Annotated in this window: 23 protein-coding genes; 17 read left to right on the top strand and 6 right to left on the bottom strand. The window is 71.1% G+C overall.

All coding sequences use genetic code 11. The features are described from left to right. Positions 1 to 211 precede the first annotated feature (211 nt). The 11 genes from AB0C01_RS05355 (at position 212) to AB0C01_RS05405 (ending at position 13,555) form a co-directional block, all read left to right on the top strand. Positions 212 to 2,566, top strand: a complete 2,355-nt coding sequence (locus tag AB0C01_RS05355; RefSeq protein WP_357570308.1) for an AbfB domain-containing protein — start codon at positions 212 to 214, stop codon at positions 2,564 to 2,566. A 410-nt stretch (positions 2,567 to 2,976) separates the two neighbouring features. After that, a complete protein-coding gene (locus tag AB0C01_RS05360) occupies positions 2,977 to 4,269 on the top strand; it encodes a cytochrome P450 (RefSeq protein ID WP_357570309.1) in 1,293 nt (430 codons plus the stop codon). Positions 4,270 to 4,517: 248 nt separating this feature from the next. Then, positions 4,518 to 5,000 carry a helix-turn-helix transcriptional regulator gene (locus tag AB0C01_RS05365; protein WP_357239708.1) on the top strand — a complete coding sequence of 161 codons (483 nt, stop codon included), beginning with the start codon at positions 4,518 to 4,520 and terminating at the stop codon, positions 4,998 to 5,000. A gap of 252 nt (positions 5,001 to 5,252) precedes the next feature. Beyond that, a complete protein-coding gene (locus tag AB0C01_RS05370) occupies positions 5,253 to 7,643 on the top strand; it encodes a nitrate- and nitrite sensing domain-containing protein (protein WP_357570310.1) in 2,391 nt (796 codons plus the stop codon). 16 nt (positions 7,644 to 7,659) lie between these two features. After that, positions 7,660 to 8,064 carry a roadblock/LC7 domain-containing protein gene (locus AB0C01_RS05375; protein ID WP_357239714.1) on the top strand — a complete coding sequence of 135 codons (405 nt, stop codon included), beginning with the start codon at positions 7,660 to 7,662 and terminating at the stop codon, positions 8,062 to 8,064. Between the two features lie 47 nt (positions 8,065 to 8,111). Further along, on the top strand, positions 8,112 to 9,305 hold the full coding sequence (locus tag AB0C01_RS05380) for an ABC transporter substrate-binding protein (protein ID WP_357239717.1): 1,194 nt from the start codon (positions 8,112 to 8,114) through the stop codon (positions 9,303 to 9,305). After that, positions 9,302 to 10,198, top strand: a complete 897-nt coding sequence (locus AB0C01_RS05385) for a branched-chain amino acid ABC transporter permease (protein WP_357570311.1) — start codon at positions 9,302 to 9,304, stop codon at positions 10,196 to 10,198. The genes AB0C01_RS05380 and AB0C01_RS05385 overlap by 4 nt, the downstream gene beginning before the upstream one ends. Further along, the gene (locus AB0C01_RS05390) at positions 10,195 to 11,214 is read left to right on the top strand and encodes a branched-chain amino acid ABC transporter permease (RefSeq protein WP_357570312.1); all 1,020 of its coding nucleotides are present in this window, start codon (positions 10,195 to 10,197) and stop codon (positions 11,212 to 11,214) included. The genes AB0C01_RS05385 and AB0C01_RS05390 overlap by 4 nt, the downstream gene beginning before the upstream one ends. Beyond that, positions 11,211 to 11,954, top strand: coding sequence for an ABC transporter ATP-binding protein (locus AB0C01_RS05395; RefSeq protein ID WP_357570313.1), 744 nt, complete (start codon positions 11,211 to 11,213; stop codon positions 11,952 to 11,954). Before AB0C01_RS05390 ends, AB0C01_RS05395 begins: the two co-directional genes overlap by 4 nt. Next, on the top strand, positions 11,954 to 12,724 hold the full coding sequence (locus AB0C01_RS05400; protein ID WP_357239729.1) for an ABC transporter ATP-binding protein: 771 nt from the start codon (positions 11,954 to 11,956) through the stop codon (positions 12,722 to 12,724). Before AB0C01_RS05395 ends, AB0C01_RS05400 begins: the two co-directional genes overlap by 1 nt. Positions 12,725 to 12,751: 27 nt before the next feature. Further along, positions 12,752 to 13,555, top strand: coding sequence for a methyltransferase domain-containing protein (locus tag AB0C01_RS05405; RefSeq protein ID WP_357239732.1), 804 nt, complete (start codon positions 12,752 to 12,754; stop codon positions 13,553 to 13,555). 84 nt (positions 13,556 to 13,639) lie between these two features. Here AB0C01_RS05405 and AB0C01_RS05410 read toward each other — a convergent pair whose 3' ends face one another. Next, positions 13,640 to 13,933 (bottom strand): hypothetical protein, encoded by a 294-nt coding sequence (locus AB0C01_RS05410; RefSeq protein WP_357570314.1) that lies wholly within the window; start codon positions 13,931 to 13,933, stop codon positions 13,640 to 13,642. Positions 13,934 to 14,452: 519 nt separating this feature from the next. Between AB0C01_RS05410 and AB0C01_RS05415 the strand changes: the two genes are divergently transcribed. Next, positions 14,453 to 15,190: a GntR family transcriptional regulator gene (locus tag AB0C01_RS05415; protein WP_357570315.1), complete on the top strand. Its 738-nt coding sequence runs from the start codon at positions 14,453 to 14,455 to the stop codon at positions 15,188 to 15,190. A 120-nt stretch (positions 15,191 to 15,310) separates the two neighbouring features. Here AB0C01_RS05415 and AB0C01_RS05420 read toward each other — a convergent pair whose 3' ends face one another. The 4 genes from AB0C01_RS05420 to AB0C01_RS05435 all read right to left on the bottom strand — a co-directional run bounded on the left by AB0C01_RS05420 (position 15,311) and on the right by AB0C01_RS05435 (position 18,715). Next, a complete protein-coding gene (locus AB0C01_RS05420; RefSeq protein WP_357570316.1) occupies positions 15,311 to 15,937 on the bottom strand; it encodes a DUF2625 family protein in 627 nt (208 codons plus the stop codon). 384 nt (positions 15,938 to 16,321) lie between these two features. After that, complete coding sequence (locus AB0C01_RS05425; protein WP_357570317.1) at positions 16,322 to 17,263, bottom strand: hypothetical protein; 942 nt, start codon at positions 17,261 to 17,263, stop codon at positions 16,322 to 16,324. A 257-nt stretch (positions 17,264 to 17,520) separates the two neighbouring features. Further along, positions 17,521 to 18,132 carry a dihydrofolate reductase family protein gene (locus AB0C01_RS05430; protein ID WP_357570318.1) on the bottom strand — a complete coding sequence of 204 codons (612 nt, stop codon included), beginning with the start codon at positions 18,130 to 18,132 and terminating at the stop codon, positions 17,521 to 17,523. A gap of 40 nt (positions 18,133 to 18,172) precedes the next feature. After that, positions 18,173 to 18,715 (bottom strand): DinB family protein, encoded by a 543-nt coding sequence (locus AB0C01_RS05435; RefSeq protein ID WP_357570319.1) that lies wholly within the window; start codon positions 18,713 to 18,715, stop codon positions 18,173 to 18,175. 116 nt (positions 18,716 to 18,831) lie between these two features. Here AB0C01_RS05435 and AB0C01_RS05440 point away from each other — a divergent pair, with 116 nt between their 5' ends. The 3 genes from AB0C01_RS05440 (at position 18,832) to AB0C01_RS05450 (ending at position 21,311) form a co-directional block, all read left to right on the top strand. Then, the gene (locus AB0C01_RS05440; protein WP_357570321.1) at positions 18,832 to 19,299 is read left to right on the top strand and encodes a MarR family winged helix-turn-helix transcriptional regulator; all 468 of its coding nucleotides are present in this window, start codon (positions 18,832 to 18,834) and stop codon (positions 19,297 to 19,299) included. Positions 19,300 to 19,506: 207 nt separating this feature from the next. After that, positions 19,507 to 20,487: an ATP-binding cassette domain-containing protein gene (locus AB0C01_RS05445; RefSeq protein ID WP_357239746.1), complete on the top strand. Its 981-nt coding sequence runs from the start codon at positions 19,507 to 19,509 to the stop codon at positions 20,485 to 20,487. Continuing rightward, entirely contained in the window at positions 20,484 to 21,311 is an 828-nt protein-coding gene (locus tag AB0C01_RS05450; RefSeq protein WP_357239750.1) for an ABC transporter permease, read from the top strand. Before AB0C01_RS05445 ends, AB0C01_RS05450 begins: the two co-directional genes overlap by 4 nt. A 1-nt stretch (position 21,312) precedes the next feature. On the opposite strand, the gene AB0C01_RS05455 is transcribed toward AB0C01_RS05450, so the two are convergent. Further along, positions 21,313 to 24,492, bottom strand: a complete 3,180-nt coding sequence (locus AB0C01_RS05455) for a BTAD domain-containing putative transcriptional regulator (protein ID WP_357570323.1) — start codon at positions 24,490 to 24,492, stop codon at positions 21,313 to 21,315. A gap of 113 nt (positions 24,493 to 24,605) precedes the next feature. On the opposite strand from AB0C01_RS05455, the gene AB0C01_RS05460 reads away from it, so the two are divergent. Together AB0C01_RS05460 and AB0C01_RS05465 are read left to right on the top strand one after the other, a co-directional pair. Further along, complete coding sequence (locus tag AB0C01_RS05460; protein WP_357239756.1) at positions 24,606 to 25,439, top strand: ABC transporter ATP-binding protein; 834 nt, start codon at positions 24,606 to 24,608, stop codon at positions 25,437 to 25,439. Between the two features lie 32 nt (positions 25,440 to 25,471). Then, positions 25,472 to 26,455 (top strand): iron-siderophore ABC transporter substrate-binding protein, encoded by a 984-nt coding sequence (locus AB0C01_RS05465; RefSeq protein ID WP_357239759.1) that lies wholly within the window; start codon positions 25,472 to 25,474, stop codon positions 26,453 to 26,455. Positions 26,456 to 26,457: the final 2 nt, after the last annotated feature.

A 26,457-nucleotide genomic window follows, 5' to 3' on the forward strand; every position in this document is an offset into this window, starting at 1 on the left:
GGCGCAAAAGCGTTGACGGTGGACCCATCGCGGCCCTGTAACGTGGCAGACGCAATGGCGGATGTCGATGCGCGCGTCGGCGGCGGCGCATGGAGATCCCACCGGCATCCGTCGATGGCGCCCGTCCTCGTCAATGACCACCCGATGCCCACCACCCACGCGCTTCGGGCCCGGCTGCACCGCCCGCGGCGACTCGCCCTCCGGAGACGGCATGACTCGTCAGGTCCCCATCCGCCCCGCCCTGCCGCTGCTGCTCATCCTCGCCCTGGTCGTCGGCGTACTTGCCGCGCCGAGCCGGCCGGCGCACGCCGCACCGGCGAAGACGCCGCCACTGACCACACCCTGGACCAGCCAGGCCCTGGTCGGCACACCACTGCCCGAGTACCCGCGCCCCCAGATGACCCGGCCGGACTGGCTCAATCTCAACGGCGAGTGGCAGCTGCGCCAGTCGGCCACCGACGACGCCCCGCAGTTCGGTGTCAACCTGCCCGAGCGGGTCAACGTGCCCTTCCCGGTGGAGAGTGCCCTCTCCGGCATCCAGCGAGCCGCCAACGACAACCGCAACTACCTGTTCTACCGGCGCACCGTCACCATCCCGGCGAACTGGTCGGGTCGGCGGACCCTGCTGCACTTCGGCGCCGTCGACTGGCAGAGCACCGTCTGGGTCAACGGCGTCCGGGTCGGCGCGCACACCGGCGGCTACGACGCGTTCACCTTCGACGTCACCCCCCAGCTCACCGCCGGGACGAACGAGATCGTCGTCAAGGTCTGGGATCCCACCGACACCCGACAGAACGGCAGCCTGCCGGCCATCGGCAAGCAGACCAAGACGCCAAGCGGGATCTTCTACACCCCCAGCTCCGGCATCTGGCAGACGGTGTGGCTGGAGCCGGTGCCCACCGCGTCCATCAGCAGCGTGGACGTCTACCCGAACCTCGCCACCAACACCCTGCGGGTCCGGGTCTTCACCCGGGGCGACGTGAGCGGCCACCGCGTGTTCGCCGAGGCGCTGAACGGAAGCACAGTTGTCGGTACGGCCACCGGCGGCTTCACCGAGTTCAGCGTCCCGGTGCCGAACGCGCGCCGCTGGTCACCCGACGACCCGTTCCTCTACCACCTTCGAGTCAGCCTGCGGAACGTCGCAAACGCCACAGTGGACCGGACGGCGCACTACTTCGGCATGAGGGAGATCACCACCGGCCTGGTCAACGGGGTGCTACGCCCCAAGCTCAACGGCCAGTTCGTGTTCCAGGTCGGCACCCTCGACCAGGGCTTCTGGCCGGACGGCCTCTACACGGCGCCGACCGACGCCGCCCTCGCCTTCGATCTGCAGAAGCACAAGGACCTGGGCTTCAACATGGTGCGCAAGCACATCAAGGTCGAACCGCAGCGCTGGTTCTACCACGCGGACCGCCTCGGCCTGCTGGTCTGGCAGGACATCCCGTCGCTGACCGCGCAGGACATCGACCCGACCGACGTCCAGCAGGCGCAGTTCGAGGCCGAGGCACGCGAGATCGTCGACGAGCACCGCAGCTCGCCCGCCGTGATCGCGTACACGCCCTACAACGAGGGCTGGGGCGAGCGATCCCTCGGCGACACCCGGCGGGTCGCGCAGAACATCAAGAACCAGGACCCGACCCGGCTGGTCAACCCGCACAGCGGCCACAACTGCTGTCAGTCCCTCGGCGACCCCGCCAACGGCGACATCGACGACTGGCACGTCTACCTCGGGCCGGACTCCCCCGTACCGTCGAGCAGCCGGATCGCCGTGCTCGGTGAGTTCGGCGGCCTGGGCCTGCACACCCCGGGCCACGAGTACAGCCCGAGCGGCGGCTTCTTCGCCTACGAGTGGCAGACCAGTTCGAGCGCCCTCACCGACCGGTACGTGGGGCTGGTGCAGGGCAGTCAGAACCTGATGCTCGGCAAGGGGCTCAGCGCGTCGATCTACACCGAGATCACCGATCTGGAGGGCGAGCTGAACGGGTTCCTCACCTACGACCGGCAGGTGATCAAGATGGATCAGGCGCGGGTGCGCGCCGCCAACACCGCCCTGATCAACGCCTCGAAGACCGTCGGCAGCTCGGCGCCGGTCGCCCTGCCGGTCAACGTCCGGCGGTCGTTGCAGGTGACCACGCCCGGCTTCACCAACCGCTACCTGCGGCACCGGGACAGTCTGGCCTACACCGAGGTGGTCGACGCCGCGAGCTCCAGCCTTCTGAAGGCCGACGCCACGTACACCATCCGGGCCGGGCTGGCCGGCACCGGTTGCTACTCGTTCGAGTCGGTCAACTTCCCCGGACAGTATCTGCGCCACCAGAGCTCCCGGGTCCGCAACTCACCCGACGACGGCTCGGCGCTCCTGCGGGCCGACGCCACCTGGTGCGCACGCGTCGGACTGACCGGCACGGGCGTGTCGCTGGAGTCGTACAACTTCCGGGGCAGGTACCTGCGGCACTACGACTCGGAGATCTGGCTCAGCAACGGCACCGGCGGTGACGCGTACAACACACCGACGTGGTGGGCCGCCGACAGCACCTGGGCCATCGCCACCCCGTGGGCACCCTGACCGCGCCGGCGGCCACCATGTCGCGGTAGGACGTCGCGGGAGGCTCCGGCCTGGCGGAGAGCCTCCCGCGACGCGCGGGCCGCTGTGGCGGGTCCGGGCCTTCCCGCGCGGGCAGCGACCGGACGCGAGCGTCACCTGCCGTCCCCGAGGTCGTTTCCCCGGTCAGGAGGGAGAACGGCAAAGCGGCGGCAAGGACCGGGCCGCAACTTGCATCCGGCCGACCTCAGCGGTCCATTGCAATACGCAATCAGATCGACAATAAATAGATGTCTGCCAATCTTGACTTGCGCCGTCACTCAGCGCACCGTAAAGAGCCAGAGGCAGATGCGCGCCATTATCGGCCCGACTGACGCGGATCACCACATGGAGGCGCTGCCGGTTTTATCGCCGCGTTCACCAGGAGGCGTTCCATGCGGCTGAATCCGTTCGCCGGAGTTTATCTCACCGATCCGGCAAGCACGTGGCGGCGGATCCTCGACGACCCCGGCGAGGTGCACCACGCCGAGGACCTCGGCCTGTGGTTGATCAGCAGGCACGCCGACGTCCGACGCGCCCTCGCCGACACCACGACGTTCACCAACGCCCTCACCCTCGCCCCGGTCTACCAGGTGTGCCCCGAGGCGACGAGCGTGCTCATGCAGCTCGGCGCGCCACCCACCACGGCCGCCGCGGACCCACCGGTGCACCCCCGCACCCGCCGGGCCCTGCGGGCGACCTTCGCGAACACCGCCGAGCGGGTCGAGGCCGAGTACGGCGCGATCGTCCGGCGGAGGGTCGACCAGCTGGTCTCCCGGCTCGCCGCCCGCCAGGGCGAGCGGGTCGACCTGATCCCGGAGCTCGCCACCGAGCTACCGCTGCTGGTGGTCCTGGACATCCTCGGGGTGCCCGACGGGGACGTCGCACGGATCCGGAGCTGGGCGGACGGTCAGATCGCTCTCGTCTGGGGGCAACCGGACCCGGCCGAGCAGGTACGCCTGGCGCAGGGCCTGCTGGACTTCTGGCACTACTGCGAGGAGCTGGTCCGCCAGCGCGTCGACGGTGGGCACCCGGGTGACGACTTCATTGGCCGGGCTCTGGCCTACCGGGACGGCGACGACGCCGTGCTGACCGTGCCGGAGGTGGCGAGCCTGGCCTTCAACCTCCTGGTCGCCGGCCACGAGACCACCGCCGGCCTGCTCGCGCACGCCCTCGACCAGGCCCTGTCGAGTCCTCGGCACTGGTCGGACCTCACCGCCGACCCGAGGGCTGTTCCCGCGTTCGTGGCCGAGACCCTGCGGTTCGCGCCCGCCATCGACGGCTGGCTGCGGGTGACAAGCCGCGACGTCACCGTGGGGACGGTGACGATTCCCGCCGGGGCACGCTGTCTGCTGCTGATCGGGGCGGCGAATCGTGACCCCGCGGTTTTCGCCCACCCGGACCAGTTCGCTCCGGACCGGGCGGACGTGGGCAATCACCTGTCGTTCGGCCACGGCCCGCATTTCTGCATTGGCGCGGGATTGGCGCGGCTGGAGGCCCAGATCGCCATCACCAGACTCACCGAAGCCATTCCCGGACTCCGCCTGGCGACCGCGCAACAGCGCTCGTACAAGCCCAATGTCGCGTTTCGCGCCCACCACACGCTGCTCGCGGTAATCGATATCGTGGCACCCGCCGACGTTCCGGCGACGCGCGGTGCGGCGACCCCGGAAGCGGCCGCCGCGTGACGTGGGTGTGCGCCGGCAGGCTCGCCGGCGCCCTGGGTGAGTGCGGGCCGGGCGGCGTCGCCCACCGCACCCGGCGCAGCTCGGCCCCGCCACGCACCTTTTCCGCTATGCCCGACGATTCAGGACGGTGAACGTCTTCACACCCATCGCATCCTGGGTTAAGAATTGCCACCTATGAATGTTCAGCTCATCGGCGAATCTCGATCTGGTGTCCGCTGCTGATTCCCCGTAGCCACGAAGGTGAGCGCATGGAGCACACGTCCCCGTCGAGCGCTGCTCCCTCTGCGGCCAGCGAGCGGTTCCGCTGGGAGCTGCGCAACTGCCGCGTTCGGCGGGGCCTGACCCAACGGGCCCTGGCGGATCGGGTGCGGTTCAGCCGGGAGACGGTGGCAGCTGTCGAGTCGGGTCGCCGGTTCGGCAGTCACGAGTTCGCGCTGCGCTGCGACGACGTGCTCGGCACCGGCGGCCGGCTCGCGGCGCTGTGGCCACAGGTGGCTGCCGAGCAGTTGGCGGCCGACGGCCGCCGCGGCCCCCGCGCCCCGCAACCACTTCGGCGGGATCCGCCGGTGCCGCGCCAGCGGGCTCGACGCGACGCGCGCGACCCGGGCGCCGTGGTGGACGCGATCGACGAGCTGCGTGAACTGATCGGTCAGGTACTCAACGGCCCACCCGAGCCGGACGACGCGCAGCGGCGACAGCAACGGGTGGACCCCCTCGACGACCAGCGCTGACCGCACCGTCCGGATCGGTCTCGCGGTGTCATCGGCCGCTGACATTGGGTACAGATGCTGGTACGGGCAGTTTGTACCACGGCCAGGTCTGGTCTACGAGCGCGGCGTCCGGCCGAATGGGACTTGCATTCGGCAACGTGCGGATAGACCGTCATCGACGAGTCGTGGGAGTCAATCTTGGCGTCGAGCACCCGGTCCCACGCGGCCAGACCCTACCCGACGCGCCGTCGCGGCTGGAAGATCGCCGGGCGGATGCGCCTCATCGTCGCGGCACCACTCGTCGCCGTGATCGGCTTCGCCGGTCTCGCGCTGACCGAGAGCGCACGCCAGACCATGCGCGCCAGCGACCTGCGGATCCTGGCACAGGTCGGCGCGGAGGCCGGTGACCTGGCCTACCGGCTGCAACGCGAACGCATCGCCGCCGCCGCCCTGCTCACCTACCCCACGCCGGAGCAGCAGGACACCTTCGGCGTGGAGTTGGCCGCCACCGACGACGCCGTCGCCCGCTACCGCGCACAGCGCGACCGGCTGCCCGCCGACGTCGGTGCCAACCGCGCCCTCCTGCGCCGCGTCGACGCGGCCCTGGACAGTCTCGCCCCGCTGCGCACCCAGGTACGCACCGCGGCGCACGCCTCGGTGTCCGCGATGACCTTCAGCTACCGGATCGCGATCGCCGACCTGATCAGCTTCCGGGAGAACATCTCGCACGGCGTGGTCGACGCCACCCTCGCCGACGGGATCCGCGCCTCGGCAGCCCTGTCGAAGACGGCCGAGGCGATCGGTCAACAGCAGGTTGCCGTGCTGCGCGCGGCGGTGGGCGGCGGCCTCACCCCCGCCATGCAGCAGGACATCACCGCGGCCCGGACCAGCTACACCGAGTCGAGCCTGTCCTTCCTGGCCCTGGCCCCGCCCGAGTGGAGCGTCTGGTGGGAGCAGGCCGGGACCGGCAAGGAGGCGCTCGCCCTGCAACGGATGCAGGACGAGGTGTCGCGGGCGCAGCCGGGGTCACGACTGCAACTGGAGACCGCCGGCTGGGTGTCCACCACCCAGGCGCGTGCCGCTCGCCTGGCCGACCTGCGCGCACGGGTCGACACCGCGGTCGGCGCCGACGTTCGGGCCGCGCACGGCGACCAGCGCCGCCGGGCCGTGGCCGAGGCGGTCGGTGTCCTGCTGGCACTGGTCCTCACCGCCCTGGTGACCTGGGCCGTCGCCCGGCAGATCACCCGGCGGCTGCGGCGACTACGGGACGCGGCGAACGCCGTGGCGTTCGAACAACTCCCCGCCGTGGTGGCCCAGCTCCAGCAACCGGGCAGCGCCGCCGTCGACCCGCACAGGCTCGCCCGCCAACAGGCCTCCGAAGCCCTCGAACCGTCCAGCGACGACGAGATCGGCGAGCTGGGCCAGGCGTTCAGCGCGGTGCACCAGGCCGCCGTGCGGACCGCCGCCGAGCAGGCCGTCATGCGCGCCAACACCGCCGACATCTTCATCCACCTCAGCCGCCGCGAACAGCGACTCGTCGACGCCGTACTGGCCCAGGTCGACCTGGTGGAACGGGACGAGACCGATCCCGACCGGCTCCACCAGCTCTACACGTTGGACAACCTGGCGACCCGGATGGGACGGATCAACGCCAGCCTGCTCGTGCTCGGCGGCGTCGGTGTCGGTCGCGTACGCCAGCGCGACATCCCGCTGCAACAGGTGCTCCAGGCGGCGCTGTCCCAGATCGAGCACTACGCGCGGATCCGGCTCGGCATGATCGACGGAGACGTCGCCGTGGCGGCGAAGAGCGTCGACGAGGTCGTGCACCTGCTCGCCGAACTCATGGACAACGCCACGACGTACTCGCCGCCCGGCAGCGAGACCTGGGTGAGCGGTCGAAGCCTGGGTGACCGCGTCATCGTCCAGATCAGCGACGAGGGCATGGGCTTGTCCGGGCAGCGGATGCAGCAGCTCAACGAACTCCTGGCCAGCCCGCCGGCCATCGACGTGGCGGCCGTACGGGCGATGGGACTGGTCGTCGTGGGCCAGCTCGCGTCCCGGCTCGGCGCCACCGTCCAACTGCGACGCGGCCCCCGACGCGGCACCCTCGCCGAGGCGACGCTGCCCGCGGCGATCATCCGGTCGCTGCCACCGGAGGAGTACCTGCTCGCGCCCGGCCGCCTCTCGCGGCGGGCGGCGCGCACGACCAACCCGCCGCCGCCGTACCAGCCGCGTCCCGAGCCCACCGCCGGACGCCCACCGGCCGAGCGGTCCCTGCCGGCGGCGCCGGTGTTCCGACGGCCTCCCCCTCCCCCGGACCGGGGTGACGCGCCCACCGAGGAGTTGCTCATCTTCGAACAGGTCAACCACTGGTTCCAGACGGATGCCGCCGACGGCGCCGACGGCCGAGAGTGGTCCAGTCCCGCCGACGACGCCTGGCACACCGCCGCCCAGGCACACACCCCCGAGGTCGCCACGACCACCACGGCCGGCCTGCCCAAACGGGAGCCGCAACGGCACCTCGTGCCCGGCGCGGTGACCGTGCCCCAGCAGCAGCAACGATCCGAGTACCGCGATCCGGCCCAGGTGGCCACGGCGATGGCCGCGTACGCGCGGGGTGTGGCGAACCGGAGGCGCACCCCGATCAACCTCGGCAACTCATGACGCGACAGGAGAGCACGTGAGCGACCAACAGGATCTCGGCTGGCTGCTGGACAGCTTCGCCGCGCGGGCGACCGAGGTCAGCCATGCGATCGCCATCTCCAGCGACGGCCTGATGGTGGCCTCCACCCGTGACCTGCCCCCGGACCGGGCCGACCAGTTGGCCGCGACGGGCAGCGGACTGGTCAGCCTGCTGCGGGGGGCGGCGGCCTTCTTCGACGCCGGCGCGGTGATCTCCAACGTCACGCAGCTCGAAGGCGGGTTCATGTTCTCGATGGCCTTCAATGACGGCGCCTCGCTGCTGGTGCTCGCCGCACCCGAGTGCGACGTCGGCAAGGTCTCCTACGAGATGACCGAGCTGGCCAACCGGATCGGGGACGCCCTGACCCCCGCGGCCCGGGCCGCACTCGCCCGCAGCCGCTGACCGCCCCGGCGCCCCCACGCCGGAGACCCACTTCCCCTGGAGAAGACATGCCTCACACCACCTTTCGGCGCAGCCATGCCCTGGCCGCGACGCTGCTCGCGGTCGTCCTGACCGCCAACACGGCCTGCGGCGACGACGCGCCGGGCACGAGCGCCAGCGGCTCGATAAAGATCGGCCTGCTCGCGTCGCTGTCCGGGACGTACCAGGCGGTCGGTACGGAGATCCGCGACGGCTTCCAGCTCTACCTGGATACCCACGACGGCAAACTCGGCGGTCGACGGGTCGACCTCGTCGTCGCCGACGAGGGCAACGGCGCCCAGACCGCGGTGCCGGCAGCGACGAAGCTGCTCAAGCAGGACCGGGTGTCCGCGCTCACCGGCATCGTCGGTGGCGGCTCGGTCGCCGGAGTCACCCCGCTGCTCGACGAGACCAAGGTGCCGCTTGTCGGCTCCAACGGGCGACCGGAACTCAAGGACGTCTCCCGGGTCTGGCACACCTCGTACCTCTCCGACGAGCCCGGGGCGGCGATCGCCCAGCACGTCCGCGACAACGTGCAGGGCTCGGTGTACGCGATCGGCCCGGACTACCAGGGCGGCTGGGACGAGCTGCGCGGGTTCACCGACGCGTTCGGAAAGATCGGCGGGAAGCTCGCCAACGACGACGGCAAGACCACCTTCACCCCGTTCCCGGCCACCACCAACTTCACCCCGTACTTCGCCCGCATCAAGGCCTCCGGTGCGGCGGCCGTCTACACGTTCTACGCCGGCAGCGCCGCCGTCGACTTCGTCAAGCAGTACGCGCAGTCCGAGATCAAGGACGTCCCGTTGTACGCGGCCGGGTTCCTCACCGAGGGCGGCGTGCTCAACGCGCAGGGCGAGGCCGCGCGGGACATCTTCTCGGTGCTCAACTACTCGCCCGACCTGGACAACGCGGAGAACCGCGCCTTCGTGGCGGCGTGGAAGGCCAAGCACGACGGCTCACCGACCACCTACGCGCTCGCCTCGTACGACGCGGCGGCGGTGCTGGACCGGGCGATCGGCGCCGCCGGGAGCAACCCGACCCCGGAGGCCATCAACACGGCCATCGGCCAGCTCGGCCAGATCGCCAGCCCGCGTGGCACCTGGCAGTTCTCCACCACCACGCACTCCCCGGTGCAGAAGTGGTACCTGCGGCAGGTCCGCCAGGACGGCCGGGCGCTGTCCAACACCGTCGTGGGTGACCTCGCGACCGTCGGCCGGTGACCGCGGTGGCGGCCGGCCTGAACCGGATCGACCCGTACCTGATCCCGGCGCTGGACGGGGTCGCCTACGGGCTGCTCGTGTTCGTCGCCGCGTCGGGTCTGGTCTTCTGCTTCGGCGTCGCCAACATCCTCAACCTGGCGCACGGCCTGCTCTACGCGATCGGCGGCTACACCGCCGCGGCGCTGCTCGACGGTGGCTGGGCCAGCCTGGCGTTGGCGTTGGTGGTCGGTGTGCTGGCCGCCACCGCGGCGGGTGCGCTGGTGGCCGGGCTGCTCACCCCGGTCGCCACCGGCAACCACCTGGGTCAGGCGCTGCTGACGTTCGGGGTGGCACTGGCCGGCGGCAGCCTGCTCGTCGCCGGCTTCGGCCCCGACGATCCGCGGGTCCAGGTGCCGGCCGTCCTGGAGGGGGCGGTGGTTCTCGCCGGGCACCGCTACGCCGCGTACCGGCTGGTCTTCATCGTCGTCGCGGCGGTGCTCGCCGCCGCGCTCTACCTGGTGGTCCGGCGCACCCGGGCCGGGATGCTGGTCCGCGCGGCCGTCGACGACCCGGAGATGGTCGCCTGCCTGGGCGTGAGTCCCGCGCGGATCCGCACCGGTGTGCTCGCCGCCGCCGGCGCGCTGGCCGGCGCGGCCGGGGTCCTGGGCGCGCCGATCATCGGCCCCGGCACGGACACCGCCGACACCGTGCTGCTGCTGTCCCTGGTGGTCGTCGTCCTCGGTGGTCTCGGGTCGATGGGGGGCACCCTGCTGGCGGCGCTCGCGATCGGCGAGATCCAGACGCTGGGAGTGGCGCTGCTGCCGTCCGCCGCGCCGTTCCTGCTTTTCACCGCCATGGCGGCGGTGCTGGCGGTGCGGGCCCGAGGCCTCGCCGCGAACTGGAGGGCGGCATGAGGGACGCGGTGGTTCGGCGGGCGCGCGGCGCCGTCGCGGCGCTCGTCCTGGTCGGCCTGGTCGTGGCGCCCTGGGTGGTCGACGACTACACCACGGCGATCCTCGCCCGGACGCTGGCGTTGGCCCTGGTCGGGGTGAGCGTGGCCCTGCTCACCGGCGTCGCCGGCATGCCCACCCTCGGCCAGACCGCGCCGTACGCGGCGGGCGCCTACGCCTGCGCCGTGGTGGGCAGCCAGATCTCCGACGTCGGCGTCGTGCAGGTCGCCGTCGCGGCGGCCGCCGGGGCGGTGCTGGCCGCGCTCACCGTGCCCCTCGTCGTGCACGCCCGGGGGGTGATCGTCCTGATGATCACGCTCGCCATCGGTGAACTCGCCGTCACCGTCCTCGGCCGGTGGCGGTCGGTGACCGGTGGCACGGACGGGCTGGCCGGCATCGCGGCGGTCCGCCCGTTCTGGGGGCTCCCGCCGCTCGCCAGCGACCAGGCGCGTTACCTGTACGCGCTGGTCGTCGTCTCCACGCTTGTCGGCGCGGTGCTGGTGCTGCTGCGGACCCGCGCCGGGTTGCTGCTGCGCGCCGCGCGGGACGACGAGACGCGGCTGCGGGCCAGCGGGCACCGGGTGCCGCTCTACGTGTCCGGCGCGCACGTCGCCGCCGGGGCGATCGCCGGTGCGGCCGGCTCGCTCCTGGTCGTCGCCCAGCAGTACATCTCCCCCGCCGACTTCGGCTTCGACACGTCCGCGCTGCTGCTGCTCGGTGTCGTCATCGGTGGCACCGCCTCGGTCGGTGGCGCCCTGGTCGGCGCGGCGCTGGTCATCGCGGCCCGGGACTGGTTGTTCGGGGTGCTGCCCGGCCACGCGCCGCTGGTGCTGGGGGTGCTGTTCGTGGCAACGGTCTACCTGCTGCCCAGCGGCGTCAACCGGGCCCGGGGCAGGCTGCGCCCGACGGACGCCCCGGCACCCCAGCCGGACCCGTCCGTCGCCCAGGAACAGACCACCGTCGGGGAGCTGCGCCGATGACCAACCTGCTCGACGCCCAGGAGGTCAGCGTGCGGTACGGCTCGCTCGCCGCGCTCGACGGCGTGGACCTGTGCGTGCACGACGGCCAGCGACACGCGCTGATCGGCCCGAACGGAGCCGGTAAGACGACCCTGCTCAACGTGATCGGCGGGTCCACGAAACCGCAGCGCGGCACGGTGCGGTTCGACGGGCGGGACATCGGCCGGCTCGGCCCGGCGACCCGGGCGCGGCGGGGCATCAACCGCATCCACCAACGCCCCGCGGTCTTCGCGACGCTCACCGCGACGGAGAACGTGGTGGTGGCCGCGCTGCCGCGGCTCATCCCTCAGCGCAGGTGGTGGCCGGGCGGACGCCGGCGCGACGCTCAACACCGGGCCGGTCCACTGCTGGACCAGATGGGCCTCGCCGATGTCGCGGCGGTGCCCGCCGGGCACCTCGCCCACGGGCAACGACGCCAGTTGGAGATCGCGATGGCCCTTGCCGGTCGCCCCCGCCTGCTGTTGCTGGACGAACCGGCGGCCGGGCTGTCCGCCGTCGAGGTCGGCCGGCTCGTCGAACTGCTCCAGGCACTGCCCCGCGCGGTCGCCGTGTTACTCGTCGAACATCGACTCGACCTGGTGTACGCCCTGTCGGACACGGTGACCGTGCTGCGCGACGGTCGCACGTTGGCCGCCGGGACGCCGGACGAGATCCGTACCTCGCCGCTGGTGCGGCAGGCCTACGCCGACGGGGTGGCCTGATGTTGTCGGTGGATCGGCTGTGTGCCGGCTACGCCGGAGGGATGGTGCTGCACGAGGTCAGCCTGCGGGTACGCCCGGGCAGCATCCAGGCTGTGGTGGGCCGCAACGGTGCGGGCAAGAGCACGCTCGTGCACACGATCGCCGGGCTGGTACGTGCCTCCAGCGGTCGCGTCGAGATCGGAGGCGTGCACGTCGCCGGCCGACAACCGCATCGCATCGCCCAGTCCGGCGTCGGCCTCGTCCCGCAGGGCCGACGGGTCTTCTCCCGGTTGACCGTGGCCGAGCACCTGCACCTGGCGGCCGCGCCGTGGCGGGCCGCCGCCCCCGGTGGCGAGGGCTGGACGGTGGCCCGGACCCTCGAACTGTTGCCGAGGTTGGCGGTGCGGCTGCGACACCGTGGCTGCGAACTCTCCGGCGGCGAGCAGCAGATGCTGGCGATAGCCCGGGCTCTCCTCGGACAACCACGGGTGCTGCTGCTCGACGAACCGTGTGAGGGTCTCTCGCCCGATCTGGCGGCGCGGGTCCGTGAACTCGTCAACGGTCTCGCCGCCGACGGTCTGACCGTGCTGCTCGTGGAGCAGCAACTCCAGTACGCGATCGAGCTCGCCGACCGGGTGGCGGTGCTGGAGTACGGCCGGGTGGTCTACGACCGGCCGACGGCCGAGGCTCGCGCCGACCCGGCGCCGCTCGCGGCGATGTTGAGCGTCGCCGCCGCCCCGGCGCCCCCACCCAACCGAGCGGCCCCTCGGCTCTGGGCCGACACCCCGTAGTCACCCTTCTCGGAGAGGTAGACACCCATGACAACCGCGACGAGCGATGGCGCGTACACGTTCGACAACGGCGCACCCGACGCCGTTCCCCAGATGCACGCGCTGGAGTCCTTCCTGGACCCGATCACGACACGTCGACTGGCCAGCCCGGTGCTGCGACCGGGCGCGACCTGCTGGGAGGTCGGGGCGGGTGGCGGCTCGATGGCCCGGCGGATCGCCCGCGCGACCGGCGACCAGGGCCACGTGCTGGCCACCGACATCGACCCCACGCACCTCACGGCGGAGGGCAACCTGCACGTACGCCGGCACGACGTACGCACCGAACCGCCGCCCGGGGACGCGTTCGACCTGATCCACGCGCGGCTGGTGCTGCTGCACCTCCCCGATCGACGACGGGTCCTGCGCACGCTCACTGGCGCCCTCGCGCCCGGCGGGTGGCTGGTGGTCGAGGAGTTCGACTGCACCGCGCCACAACGGGTGCTGACCGCGCCCAGTGACGACGCCGCGAAGCTCTTCGCTCAGGTGATGGACGCCATGATGGGTGTCCTGGAGGACCACGGCGCCGACCTGGGCTGGGCGCAGGACGTGCACACCGAGATGGCCCTCGCCGGGCTGACCGACGTCGACACCATCACCCACTCGCAGAGCTGGGCCGGCGGGTCGACCGGCACGTCGCTCTACGAGACCAACTCCCGCCAACTGGAGCCGGATCTGCTGGCGGCGGGGCTGTCGCCCCAGCAACTGAACGCCTTCCGGCGGCTGCTGCGCGACCCCGGGTTCGCCGCCATGTCGTACCACTTCGTCTCCACGCGGGGTCGCCTGCCGAGCTGAGCAGGCGGACACTGCGCGGAGAGCGGTCGCGCCGTCCGTAGCTGTTCCGCCGCAGCACCTCCCCCCGCTGCGCAGCGGACAGCGCTACGGAGGCACCGACCGCACCGGCCGGGCTCCCTCCCCAGGAGCCCGGCCGGTCTGCGTCCGTGCCCGGCATCCCTGGAACAGCGCAGACGGTACGTACTGCACTCGCGCCGGCTGGATGAACAGCGAGCGTCGCGCGACGGCGTCACCGCTCGGGCCGAGCTGGTAGCAGTCGATCCAGGCCCATCCGTCGTAGGTGATCCAATCAAGGACCCTGATGACTCGTACGGTGATGGGGTGCAGGAACTGAACGCTGACAGCTCGGTCCAGCCGCAGCATGTCACCTGTCTTCATGCGGCTTCCTTGCGCGCCACACCTTCAGCGCCCGCCCGGCAGCCCTCAGCTTCGGACAGCCATCGGGCTGGCAGCGCGGGCACGTACCGCGATTGTGGAGGTCGACGACAAAGCCGGCATGATCACGGTGAACGGGGGCTCCGGGCGAGGCTGCTCAAGCATCATGCCGACCGCTAACCGCATCCGGGTGGTCGCCATCTCCGGTTTCCAGGGGCGGCGCAGGAGTACCGCACGCCACGACCTGGTCAGCGGAGCGGACGACCACATCGATCGGCTCACCAGGTCTCTGGAACCATTTCCATCGGCGCACGGTGGCCTTCCCTCGCTTCTGAGAGACCGGCACGGGCGCCTACCCCTAGGTCACTCTCCGTGCCGGCCTGATGTCACATTATGACCTGTCTGTGCAGCCTGTCTATACAGGTTGATCGCGTGTCGTGGCATGAAGGCAGACTCAGGAAGATCGGGAGTACGGTGACCAACGTGCCTACCCCGCACCAGCAGCCCCGTCGATACCGTCAGGTGGCCGACGAGCTACGCCGCCGCATCGAGGATGGCCTCATCCCGCCTGGCTCATTGCTACCCAGTGAGTCGGCATTGATGGTTGACTTCTCAGTCGCACGCGGAACCGTTCGTGAGGCTCTGGCATTGCTGCGTTCTGAAGGCCTGGTGCTGACGGAGGTGGGACGGGGCACATACGCGCGTCCGATCGTGCCGGTGCGCCGGGTGGCCTCAGAGCGGTACCGCAAAGAGCTGGAACAGGTCCGAAGCGGAGAACTCGGCACGTCGTTCACTGTTGACCAGCAGGTGACGTGGTCGGCCTACAGCGTGGATGCGGACTTCCGGGAGGTGCCAGCCAGTGCGGCGGTAGCCGAACTGTTCAACCTGGAGCCGGGAACGATGCTCCTCGAACGTCACTTCCTCTTCCGTACCCATGGTGTTCCGCAACAGATGTCCGTCTCACGCCTACTGCTGGACACGGTCGCTGGCACCCCGGTAGCCGACCCTGCGAACGAGCCTTGGCCCGGTGGCAACACGTCGCAGCTCTACAGCCTCGGGCACACGGTCACCAGCATTCGCGAACGTCCTGCCTGGAGGTTGCCGACCCCGGACGAGACCGAGGCGCTGCGCATCCCTGGTGGAGTGCCCGTGATCGTCATCACCAGGCAAACCTACGTGGACGATTGGGTAGCCGAGGTGGCGCACATCGTGATGCGTGCTGACCGAGTTGAACTGGACTACCTGATCGATCTCAGATAGTCGACCCGCGGAGGAGCGGAGGAATGCGTCCCGGCGGCCAGCCGCTGACGCGCGCCTGATGACGCCGTCCGTCCGTTGGACCTTCATCCACCGATCGCGCCACACGGCCAGACGAACGCATCATGCCAGACCCGGCTCGCTCAACTGCCGCGCAGTCTCGTGGTGAAAGGACACCAACTCCGCAATCGGAATCGCCTTTCGCGACACGACGCTCAGGTCCTTGCCCTCGACGGCCCAGGGCGGCGGCCACGTGTGAATGCCCTCATCAAGGGCCACTCCCGAGACCTCGCCCTCCCAGCCAGGCCAGCGCAAAGTCTCATAGAACCGGGTCAGCGATCCGGAGAGCACGGCGTGTAGCCAGTCGGCATACCCCTGCTCCAGATCCTGCCATCCGAGATCATCTGGTCCGAAGTAGTGGACGGTTGGCGGCTCCCCTGGCTGGGACTGAAACCAAGCAAATTGCCCGCCCAGAACGTCATAACCCACGACCAGTACACCGGCAGCGGGATCCGCCTCGGCGACAATATCCGGCAAGCGGCCGCTACCACTTCCCAACACCCGCAGCCAGCCGTGGTCAACCAACAAGCCGCCTGAATGCTCCGTGACGGCACCTAGCCATGAGCGCGCCGACATCCCAAGCGCTGTCAAGCAAAGCTCAGCCTTGCCCGGGTTCGTAGGCAACACCTCGACGGGATAAGGCGCCACTGCCACCGCTGCGACCACCTCGGGCCACGCCGACTCACTCATACTGAGAGCTTTTCACAGGCCCTGAACTCAGCGTGGAGCATGCCCCCGCACCGGTCCCGGACCGATCAGCGAGACCCGCCGCATTAGATAGCGCATAGATCGAATAATGCTGCCTCCCAATCGGTGGGGTGCTGTTCGCGGCGCGCCTTCTACGAACGCCTTCGTTCCGCCCCCGCCGAAGTCGTCGGTCCCGGTCCGCAGGGCGGTTCCCGGCAGGGCTTTCGCCTGACCGTCACCTGATCACCCAAGGGCGGCCCAGGCAACGACGTGTGGACAGGCTCCCGCGCGGACAGGTGCGAACCGTCCCGCAGGGGACGATGAGGACGACCGTTGGAACGCCGCGTCGACCCTCACCACCCGGCCCACCACCGAGCCGGCCCAGGCTCAGCGTGGCGTCGACTCCTGGTCGGGCAGGACGATCAGGTCGTCGGCGCGGGCCGCCAGCGGTGCCGTCGCCGCGTCGGGCCACACGAGATAACCCACCGGCGGACCCGACGACCCCCACGTGGCCCCGATGATCGTGGCCAACCCCGCGCCGTCCGGCGACCTGCGCAGGCGTACCCAGGTGCCCGGCGCGTGTCCGTCGTCGGCGACGATGAGCAGCGCGTCGAGGACCTGCCGGACACCGGCGACGGGCAGCCCCGGCACGTACGGCTCACCGGCGTACCCGACCCGCGGCGTCATCATCGTGCGGAGGAGCGCGCCCTGCCGGATCGCCTCCTGGCGGACCTGCCAGTCCGTGCTGTGTTCGCAGACGGTCAGCGCCGCCTCGATGATCGGCCAGAGCGCCAGGGGCTCCCGATCGAGTAGCCGGCGGGCCTCGCGATCCACTTCGGCGCAGGCCGTGTCGAGCGCGGTGTCCTCGCCCAGCTCCGCGATCCAGGCGAGGTCCCCCACCTCGGGCAGCAGCCCCGGCGACTCGGCCGCGATCACGATGTACAGCATCGCGAGCAGTTCCACCCGGCCCTCGCCGTGGTAGAGCGATCCCACCCCACTGCCCGTCCGCCCACGGCTGGGCGGGAAGCGCTCGGCGAGGTGCTGCGCGCGACCATGCGGCAGGGTGGCGCCCAGCCGGGTGTCCGACACCCGCTCTTCCAACGACCGCCGCTCACGGCGTTCGACGAGCAGTTGGCGATGCGGGTCGAACCCGATCGGATAGATCGTCCGCCCGTACGTGGCGAGGGTTTCGCCGGGGCGCAGACCCACCGACGCAAGGTGACGGGCAGCCACCGAGTAGGCGACACCGGCCTGGGCGGCGTGTTCCCGGATGGCGCGCTTGCGGGCACGGCCCGGGGTTGGGGTCCGCCGTGGTTGGTGATCGGACATGATGCCTCCGGTGCAGCCCCACGCACTCCACCGAGCAGGCGGCGTGGCTGGCACGCCGGGAGTCGACACAGCGGCGCGGAGTCGGAGACTCTTGGCCCCAAGCATGCGGTCGGGCGTGGGCCACCACATCGGGCACGGGCAGGCGCTCTGCCGCCGTCAGCATATCCCGACTTCGACAATCGGCGCGGCCGTGCGAGCGCCGGCCGGTCTGCACGGCGGACGTCGAGTCCACCCTGCGGCCGGCCGACGCCGAGCGGTCACCTCGGGACGTGGAAACGCAGGTGCGTGACGTGTGGTGATTCGATCACCGCGGTGCGTAGGAGTTCGATGTGGGCGGTGCCGAGGTGGTCGAACAGGCGTGTGCCGGCACCGAGCAACACCGGTACGAGTTGGAGGTGGATCTCGTCCACCAGCCCGGCCTTGACGAACTCTCGTCCGGTGGTGGGTCCACCCATGATGAGGACGTTCCGGTCGCCCGCTGCTTGTCGCGCCTGGCGCAGCGTGCTGTGGAGTCCGTCGTCGACGAACGTGAAGACGTCGCTCTTCATCCGCAACGGGTCGCGTGACTCGCGAGTGACCACGAAGCACGGCACCGGGAACGGGGTGTCCTCCCACAGGTCCACACCGACGTCGAACGTCCGTTTGCCGATCACCACGGCGCCGGTCGTGGCATGACGCTCTCGTACCTGCGCGGCGTCGACCCCGACCGGGGTGACGCCGTCTGCGGCCACAGCACGATCCCCGTCAGCCTGGAACAGCCACTCGTGCAGCCGCTCGCCGCCCCTGCCCATCGGTTGTTCGCGGGTGACGTCAGGGCCGGCGGCGAAGCCGTCCAACGACACGCTCATGCTCAACACCGTGCGGCCCATCGGGCCCTCCTTTACCCGTAGACAATCGCCCAGCGGAGCGTCACGCTCCGTCCTGCCAGCGGTAGAGGTCGCGTAGCAGGGAAATCTCGGCGCCGTGATGGATCAGCTCCCTGTTGACGTGCAGGACGATGCCCTCCATGGGGAACCGTTCGGGACCCGCGGTGGGCGGGTTCTCCAGGTCGACGTCCGAGAGCTCGCGGACCCCCGCGTTCCATCTCCCGTACATCTCGTCGAGCTGTTTCAGCGCCTCGTCGGCGGTCCCCGCGTAGGCGAGCGAGTCGGCCTCCTGGCCGCCGAAGTGCCATTCGACCCGATAGGCCAGGCAGGAGACGATGATGTGCGCCAGCCGCCAGGCAATGGTGGTCACCGGCGCGGGCACTGGGCCGGGGGACGCGGAGTCCATCGTCCACTCCCCTGGACCTGTCGACATCGGCGCGGACGACGTGCCACGTGGACGGATGCTCCAGCAGCCGCGCACCGGCTCCCAGAAGTACTCCTCGTCGGCAAGACCGTCCAGCCGGGGCCGCAGGTTCTTCTGCCAGTGCCGGTCCAACTGGTCCGCGATTCGCTCACTTCTTGTCACTTCCGCAACCTACGCCGTAGCGCTCGTGCACGGGAACAGCCGGGTCTCCTCATTGACCTCGTCCTGACTTGAGGTTCTAGGGTCGCGCTCAGTCGAGCACTCCCAGGAGGCCACCCGTGGCAACCCAGCCCCTGTCCGACGTCGAACTCGCGACCCAGCCCGCCGCGTACTGGACCGGCGTGGCCTACGAGGCACTCATCGCCTTCACGCGGGCCCGGCACGCCGAGTTCGGCTTCACCCAGCCCCAGTTCTGGTTGCTTCGCAACCTGTCCGGCAACGACATCTCGCCGGACGGTCACGGCATGACCATTCCGGAACTCGAGATGGCGATGAGCACCTACCTGAGGTCCGAGGACGATCTGGAGGCCGAGGCCGGCGTTCTGCTGGATCGGGGTTGGCTCACGCGCGACGACCAGCAGCGACTCTGGATCACCGACGCGGGCGAGGCGGCTCGCCTCGACCTCAAGCAGCACGCTCCGGCGATCCGTGCCCGCATCCACCAGGGGATAGCCGACGCCGACTACGTGACGGCCCTGAAGGTGCTCCGGCAGATGATCCGGAACACGGACGGTCCGGCGATCTGACCTGGTACGTGCGCACGCGGCTTGATCGACTCGGTCTTCTTAAAGTCGCGGTGTCGCGGGCGGGTGGATACCGCGTCTTTCGGGAAGTCGAGTCGATCACCGCGCCGGGTCCGGAACCGCCGGGCCGGAACCGCCGGTGTCAGCCGGTGTCAGCCGGTGTCGGTGGCGTGTCGGGGCGGTGTCAGCCGCGCCGTGCAGGCTGGGCGCATGACAGCTGACCTGGTGATCGAGGCCGAGGGCCTCGTGAAGACGTTCGGGAAGACGAGGGCGCTACAGGGCGTGGACCTCGCGGTTCCTCGCGGGACGGTGCTCGGGGTGCTCGGCCCCAACGGCGCCGGTAAGACCACCGCCGTACGCATCCTCTCCACCCTGCTGGCCCCGGACGGCGGAACCGCCCGGATCGGCGGTTTCGACGTGGTACGGGACGCCGAGCGCGTTCGGCAGAGCATCGGCCTCACCGGCCAGTACGCCTCGGTCGACGAGGACCTGACCGGGCGGCAGAACCTGGAGCTGTTCGGCACCCTGCTGGAACTGGGGCGCACCGGTGCCCGGCGGCGGGCCGCCGAACTGCTCGACTGGTTCGACCTGACCGACGCCGCGAACCGCCCGGCGAAGACCTACTCCGGCGGCATGCGGAGACGACTGGACCTGGCCGCCAGCCTCGTCGGCTCCCCCGACGTGATCTTCCTGGACGAGCCGACCACCGGACTCGACCCGGCCAAGCGCGAGGACATGTGGAACGTGGTCCGCTCGCTTGTCGGCAACGGCTCGACGGTGCTGCTCACCACGCAGTACCTGGAGGAGGCCGACGCGCTCGCCGACGCGATCACGGTGATCGACCACGGCCGGGTCATCGCCCACGACACGCCGGACGGGCTCAAGCGGGTGGTCGGCGGGCAGACCCTCGAGGTCCGGCCGACCGACGCGGCGCACCTGCCCCGTACTGCGGAGATCCTGACCCAGGTCGGCTCCGGCGCGACCGCCGACGAGATCCGGAAGGGCGTGCTCGCGGTGCCGGTCAGCGACGACGCGGCCCTGACCGAGAGCGTCGCGCGGTTCGCCGCCGCCGGCATCGCGGTCACCGAACTCTCCCTGCACCTGCCGAGCCTCGACGAGGTGTTCTTCACCCTCACCGGGCGTACGGCATCCGACGACGACACCACCCGCCCCACGGAGGTCGCGGCATGAGCACTCTGATCGACACGGCACCCACGAAGAGCCGCGCACTGTCGACGACGGCCCCGAACCCGCGGCCGTTCCGGCTGGTCCGGCACTCGTTGGCGCTCGCCAAACGCAGCCTGATCAAGACCTGGCGTACGCCCGAAGCGCTCATCGACGTCACCCTGCAACCGGTGCTGTTCCTCATCATCTTCGTGTACGTCTTCGGTGGCGCGGTCGCCGGATCGACCCACGACTACCTGCAGTTCCTGCTGCCCGGCATCCTGGCGCAGACCATCGCCACCGGCGCCATCGCGATCGGCGTCAACCTGAACACCGACATCGCCAAGGGCATCTTCGACAGGTTCCGGTCGTTGCCGATCCCCCGCTCCGCACCACTCGTCGGGGCGGTTCTCGGCGATGTCGTCCGGTACGTCATCGTCACGGTGTCGACTCTCGCGATCGGTTACGTGATGGGTTTCCGGATCGAGACCGACCTGTTCCGGGCGGTCGCCGGGTGCCTGCTCGCGGTGCTGTTCGCGCTCTGCCTGAGCTGGCTGCCGGTGCTGGTGTCGATGAAGGTGCGGACCGCGGGTGCCGTGCAGGGCGTGATGTTCGCGCTGATCATGCCGCTGAGCTTCGCGTCGAACGTGTTCGTCGGCGCGGACACCCTGCCCGGCTGGATGCAGGCGTTCGTGGACGTCAACCCGATGACCCACCTGGTGGCATCGGTACGCGGACTGTTCCTCGGCACCCCACTCGGCAACCACGTCTGGTGGACGCTCGCCTGGTGCGCCGGCTTCGTGGCGGTGTTCATGCCGCTGGCGCTGCGCGCGTACCGCAAGAAGATCTGACCTACGCGAGCAGGTCGTCCATCAGCTCGCGGATCCGGTTGACGGCCGCGACGGGTGGCCGCTCGCGCCACGCGGCCAGCAACGGCTCACGCTGCTCCTCGTTCCCGAGGATGGCGTTGAGCCGTTCGCCGTTCTCAAAGGGGAAGAACATCTCGATCTGGGTGCCGATCCGCTTCGCGAGCACGGCCAGTTCGCGGGCGGTGTCGGCGTCACCCCGGTACGCCGCGAGTTCCGCGCCGCCCGACGCCCACGCCCCGATCACCGGCAGGTCCCGCGAGGTCAGCGCGTCGTCGCGGGCGAGCGACAGCATCGCGGCCGCCTGGACGGTGACGTCGGTGCCCGACACCCGCCCGGCCTGGGCCACCCGCAGGTAGATGATCGCCGCCGTGGCCCGGAGCATCACGCGCGGCTGCGGGTGCGGCCCGACCCAGCCGGCGAGGACGCGCATCACCTCGTCGGCGTGGGCGAGCGTCTCGTCGTAACGCTGGCGTTGCCAGGCGAGATGCGCCAGGCCGAGCAACGCCTGCGCGGCGTCGATCTGCTCGGCCTGACCCAGCGCGGCCGTCTCGCCCAGTCGCCGCTCCGCGTCCGCGTCGCCGGTCAGGGCCAGCTGCACGTCCAGCCGGACCCGGATCGACCGCGCGTCCTGCGTGGCGCCGACCAACTCCATGTGGTGCACGCTGCGGGTCAGCCACTCGGCCGAACGGGCATCCCCGCTCGGGACGAGGAACTGCCCGACGGCACCGGCCGCCATCGCCATGCCCCAGTGGTCGCCGGCGGCCTCGAAGCGGTGGTACGCCTGCTCGGCGTCGCCGATCGACGCCTCCGGCAGGCCGCCGTTCTCCCGTACCGCCGCGCGCGCGAACAGCCCGAGCCCCTGCACGTACGGGTCCGGGTGCGCGACCATCTCGGTCGCGCTCTTCAGGCTCTGCTCCACATCGGACGCGTCGAAGCCGGGCAGCGCCGACGCGAGGGCGGTCAGTCGCGACGACACCTCGGCGGGACGTTCGGCCAGCAGCGTCCGCAGCGCCCGGCGGGCGAGCACGGCGGGCCGCAGGTCGGCGCTGACGCCGGCGTTGACGCTGATCACCACGCACATCCAGGCCAGCCGCTCGGCGTTGGGCAGTGGCCGGCCGCTGGCCGTGCCGCGCAGGATCGCCGAGCGCGTCCGTCGCTGCGGGTCGTCGATGTGCAGCAGCCCGCGCGCCCAGGCCAGCACCTCCAGGTGCAGGCCCCGCACCGACCAGAGGTGGAACAGCGCGGTGGCGACGTCGACGGCGGCGGGCTCGTCGTCCGCTCCCATCGCCCACCGCAGGCCCGCGACCAGGTTGTCCTGCTCGGCGGCGCACCGGTGCAGTGCCTCGACCTGGCCGGGGCCGATGAAGTGGCCGGCCAGTGCGACGGCCTGCTCCCGTGCCCAGCTGACCAGGCCGGCCATCGCCTGGTCCCGGTCACCTGCCGCGTCCAGCCGGGCCTCGCCGTACTCACGGACCGTTTCGAGCATCCGGTAGCGCGGCGGACCGTCCCCCTCGACCAGGGTCAGCAGGGACTGTTCGACGAGGGTCGCCAGGCCGCGACGGACGTCCGGGGTCTGCGCGACGGCGGCGGCGAGGTCCGCGGTGAACGGCGCGGGGATGACCGCGACCCGCTGGAGCAGGTGGCGGTCGTCCGCGGCGAGCAGTTCCCTGCTCCAGTCGACCAACGCCCACAGGCTCGCGTGCCGCTCCGGCAGGCCGCGCAGGGCGTCGTCGAGCAGCGCGAACCGGTCGGACAGGCCGGCGAGCACGTCGTCGATCGGCATGTGCCGCAGTCGCGCGGCGGCCAACTCGAGTGCCAGCGGCAGGTTGTCGAGGCGGTGACACAGGGCCAGCACCCGCTCGGCGTCCCAGGTCGGCACGGCGCCACCAGCCCGGGCCCGGGACTCGACGAGCGCGAGCGCGTCGCTGTCCGGCAACGCGGTCAGCCGGTGCACCACCTCGCCGACCAGGCCCAGTGGGGCGCGGCTCGTCGCGAGCACCGCGACCTCGGGGGACGTCACCGCGACGAGGTCCGCGACGACGGCCGCCACCGCGTCGAGCACGTGCTCGCAGTTGTCCAGCACCACCAGCCCGTCCAGGTCCGGCGCCACCGCGCGCAGCCGCTCCTCGGGGTTGAGCACCCGCCGCTCCAGACCCAGATTGCCGCCGGTCGCCGTGGTGTCCGCACCGCCGAGCGCGGCGAGCACCGTGGGCAGCACCTCGTCGGGCGAGCGCAGGCCAGCGAGTTCGATGACGCGCACCGAGCGCCCGGCCGCGGCGGCGCGTCTCGCCACCTCGGCGGCGAGCCGGGTCTTGCCCGCCCCGCCGGTCGCCACGATCGTCACGACAGGTGTCTCGGCGAGCGCGTCGGTGACGGCCCTCAGGTCCCGCTCCCGCCCGACCAGAGGGGCCATGGGACGGCGCCACGCGGTGGGCAGCGTGATCCGCGCCGGTTGCCGGGGCGGCGCCGCGACGGGCGCTGCGGTGAGTTCACCGCGCAGCAACGCCAGGTGGACGCTCGTGATCACGGGCGACGGGTCGGTGCCGTACCGGTCGGCCAGCTCGGCGCGCAGCCGCTCGACCACCTCCAGCGCCTCCGCCTCCCGCCCCTGGGCGGCGAGCACCCGGACGAGCAGGGCTGCCGACGGCTCGTCCGGGGGCGTACGCGCGACGAGCCGGCCCAGGTCGACCTCGTCGAACGAACCCACACCGGCGAGTGCCGCCTGCGCGCGCAGCGCCGTGACATCCGCGAACAGGCGCGTGTCCTCGCTGGTGACCAGCTCCGGGACCTCGGGGAACAGGGCACGCGCCTGATCGGCCAGGCCGCGGGCGGACCGGACGTCGCCACAGTGGAACACGGTCCGCGCACGGTCGACGAGCGCGCGCGCCTCGACCGCGTCGACGGTGACCTCCTCGGCGGGCAGCCGGTATCCGCCCGGCACCGCGACCACGGGCAGCCCGAGACGACGAACCCGGGACACGAGCGCCTGGACGGCGCCTGTCGCGTCGTCGGGTGGCGTGCCGTCCCAGACGGCGTCCACGAGCAGGTTCACGGAGACCGCTCGCCCACGCGCGTCGACGAGCGCGCGGAGCACCGCCACGAGCCGTTCACCCCGAACGGGCCGGCCGTCGACGGCGAGTGGGCCGAGGGTCGCGATGTGCACGGACCCAGCATCCCTCACGCGCCCACGGGACCGACGACCACCGGTCCGCCCGGCTGTCGACGGGAGCGTGACCGGCTTGACAGGCCACAACGAGGTTAGGTTAGCCTAACCTCATGCAGAACGAGTTGGCGTCGGCCAACGGGGGTCGCAGCCTGTCCGGCGTCGACCTCCGTCTGGGCTACCACGGTGTGCCGGTGGTGCACGGTGCCGTGATCAACCTCCGCGCGGGCGCCGTGACCGCACTGGTGGGGCCCAACGGCAGCGGGAAGTCCACGCTGCTGCGGGCGCTGGCCCGGCTACACCCGATCGAGGCCGGAACCGTGCACCTCGCCGACGGCGTCACGGCCGCCAGCCTCCCGGCCCGCGAGTTCGCTCGTCGGGTCACCCTGCTGGCCCAGAGCAGGCCGGTGCCCAGCGGTGTCACCGTCCGCGACGTCGTCGGGTACGGCCGCCACCCCTACCGGGGGCGCTGGCGGGCGGAGGACCCGCACGGTCCCGCCGCGATCGCCCGCGCCATGGACGTCACCGGCGTCGCGACGATGGCCGATCGCCCCGTGGACGAACTCTCCGGAGGCGAGTTGCAGCGCGTGTGGCTGGCCACCTGCCTGGCCCAGGACACCCCGGTGCTGCTTCTCGACGAGCCCACCACGTTCCTCGACCTGCGTTACCAGGTGGAGATCCTCGACCTGGTCCGGGACCTCGCGAACGACCACGACGTCGCCGTCGGCGTCGTGCTGCACGACCTCAACCAGGCAGCCGCCGTGGCGGACGAGATCGTCCTGTTGCACCAGGGCCGGGTGCGCGCCACCGGCACCCCGGCCACGGTCTTCACCGAGGACGCCCTCACCGAGACCTACGGGATCCGCATCGAGGTGACCACCGATCCGGTCAGCGGACTGGTCACCACCCGCCCGGTCGGGCGGCACCCGATCCGCGCCCTGGTCTGAACACCCCTCATCCTCAGCAGAGAAAGACCGTCATGACCCGTACCCGTTTCACCGCCCTCCTCGCCGTCGTGGCCGCGCTGACGCTCGGCGCCTGCGGCACCACCGAGAAGGCCGCGGCCCCCGAGACCTCCTCCTCGGCGGCCGGCGGCCCGGTCACCCTCACCGACAGCCGCGGCAAGGAGATCACCCTCAAGGCCCCGGCGACCAAGGTCGTCGGGCTGGAGTGGGGCGAGGTCGAGATGCTGGTCAGCCTCGGCGTCATGCCCGTCGGCGTCGCCGACCCGAAGGGGTACGGCACCTGGGTCACCGCCGCGAAGCTCGACCCGAGCGTCAAGGACGTCGGCACTCGCGGTGAGCCCAGCGTCGACTCGATCGTCGCCCTCCAACCCGACCTCATCGTGATGGAGGACGACCGGGGCGCCAACCTGATCAGTCAGCTGGAGAAGTACGCCCCCGTCGTGGTCGCCAAGGGCAGTGACGCCACCGACAACCTCGGCCGGATGCGCACCGACCTCACCATGATCGCCAAGGCCGTCGGCAAGACCACCGCGGCGGAGAAGCTGCTCACCGACTTCGACGCGGCCATCGCCGACGGCAAGAAGAAGATCGCCGACGCGGGCGCCGCCGGCCGGCCGTTCGCCATCGCCGACGGCTGGAAGGAGGGCAGCACCGTCAGCATCCGGATGTTCGGCAAGGGCGCGCTCGTCTCCCAGATCGGCATCCAGCTCGGTCTCACCAACGCGTGGACCGGCAAGACCGACGAGGTGTGGGGCCTCGGCCAGACCGACGTCGAAGGCATGACGGTGCTCAAGGATCCCAACCTGCGCTTCTTCTACAGCGCATCCGACGGCGACGACGTGTTCGCCAACGGTCTCGCCGGCAACGCCATCTGGAAGGCGCTGCCCTTCGTCCGGCAGGGCAACCTGCACAAGATGCCCAACGGCATCTGGACCTTCGGCGGACCGCTGTCCGGCAAGCAGTACATCGACGAACTCGTCAAGACGTACGCGGTGTGAGC

Origin of the sequence: Micromonospora sp. NPDC048905 (assembly GCF_040649655.1) — a bacterium.
Taxonomy (GTDB): domain Bacteria; phylum Actinomycetota; class Actinomycetes; order Mycobacteriales; family Micromonosporaceae; genus Micromonospora.

Coding starts and splice junctions, on each gene's coding strand:
- AB0C01_RS05400 (WP_357239729.1), top strand. CDS start 11,954: ATGTTGTCGGTGGATCGGCTGTGTGCCGGCTACGCCGGAGGGATGGTG.
- AB0C01_RS05420 (WP_357570316.1), bottom strand. CDS start 15,937: ATGAGTGAGTCGGCGTGGCCCGAGGTGGTCGCAGCGGTGGCAGTGGCG.
- AB0C01_RS05465 (WP_357239759.1), top strand. CDS start 25,472: ATGACCCGTACCCGTTTCACCGCCCTCCTCGCCGTCGTGGCCGCGCTG.
- AB0C01_RS05360 (WP_357570309.1), top strand. CDS start 2,977: ATGCGGCTGAATCCGTTCGCCGGAGTTTATCTCACCGATCCGGCAAGC.
- AB0C01_RS05425 (WP_357570317.1), bottom strand. CDS start 17,263: ATGTCCGATCACCAACCACGGCGGACCCCAACCCCGGGCCGTGCCCGC.
- AB0C01_RS05410 (WP_357570314.1), bottom strand. CDS start 13,933: ATGAAGACAGGTGACATGCTGCGGCTGGACCGAGCTGTCAGCGTTCAG.
- AB0C01_RS05460 (WP_357239756.1), top strand. CDS start 24,606: ATGCAGAACGAGTTGGCGTCGGCCAACGGGGGTCGCAGCCTGTCCGGC.
- AB0C01_RS05450 (WP_357239750.1), top strand. CDS start 20,484: ATGAGCACTCTGATCGACACGGCACCCACGAAGAGCCGCGCACTGTCG.
- AB0C01_RS05390 (WP_357570312.1), top strand. CDS start 10,195: ATGAGGGACGCGGTGGTTCGGCGGGCGCGCGGCGCCGTCGCGGCGCTC.
- AB0C01_RS05445 (WP_357239746.1), top strand. CDS start 19,507: ATGACAGCTGACCTGGTGATCGAGGCCGAGGGCCTCGTGAAGACGTTC.
- AB0C01_RS05405 (WP_357239732.1), top strand. CDS start 12,752: ATGACAACCGCGACGAGCGATGGCGCGTACACGTTCGACAACGGCGCA.
- AB0C01_RS05395 (WP_357570313.1), top strand. CDS start 11,211: ATGACCAACCTGCTCGACGCCCAGGAGGTCAGCGTGCGGTACGGCTCG.
- AB0C01_RS05380 (WP_357239717.1), top strand. CDS start 8,112: ATGCCTCACACCACCTTTCGGCGCAGCCATGCCCTGGCCGCGACGCTG.
- AB0C01_RS05370 (WP_357570310.1), top strand. CDS start 5,253: ATGCGCCTCATCGTCGCGGCACCACTCGTCGCCGTGATCGGCTTCGCC.
- AB0C01_RS05430 (WP_357570318.1), bottom strand. CDS start 18,132: ATGGGCCGCACGGTGTTGAGCATGAGCGTGTCGTTGGACGGCTTCGCC.
- AB0C01_RS05355 (WP_357570308.1), top strand. CDS start 212: ATGACTCGTCAGGTCCCCATCCGCCCCGCCCTGCCGCTGCTGCTCATC.
- AB0C01_RS05365 (WP_357239708.1), top strand. CDS start 4,518: ATGGAGCACACGTCCCCGTCGAGCGCTGCTCCCTCTGCGGCCAGCGAG.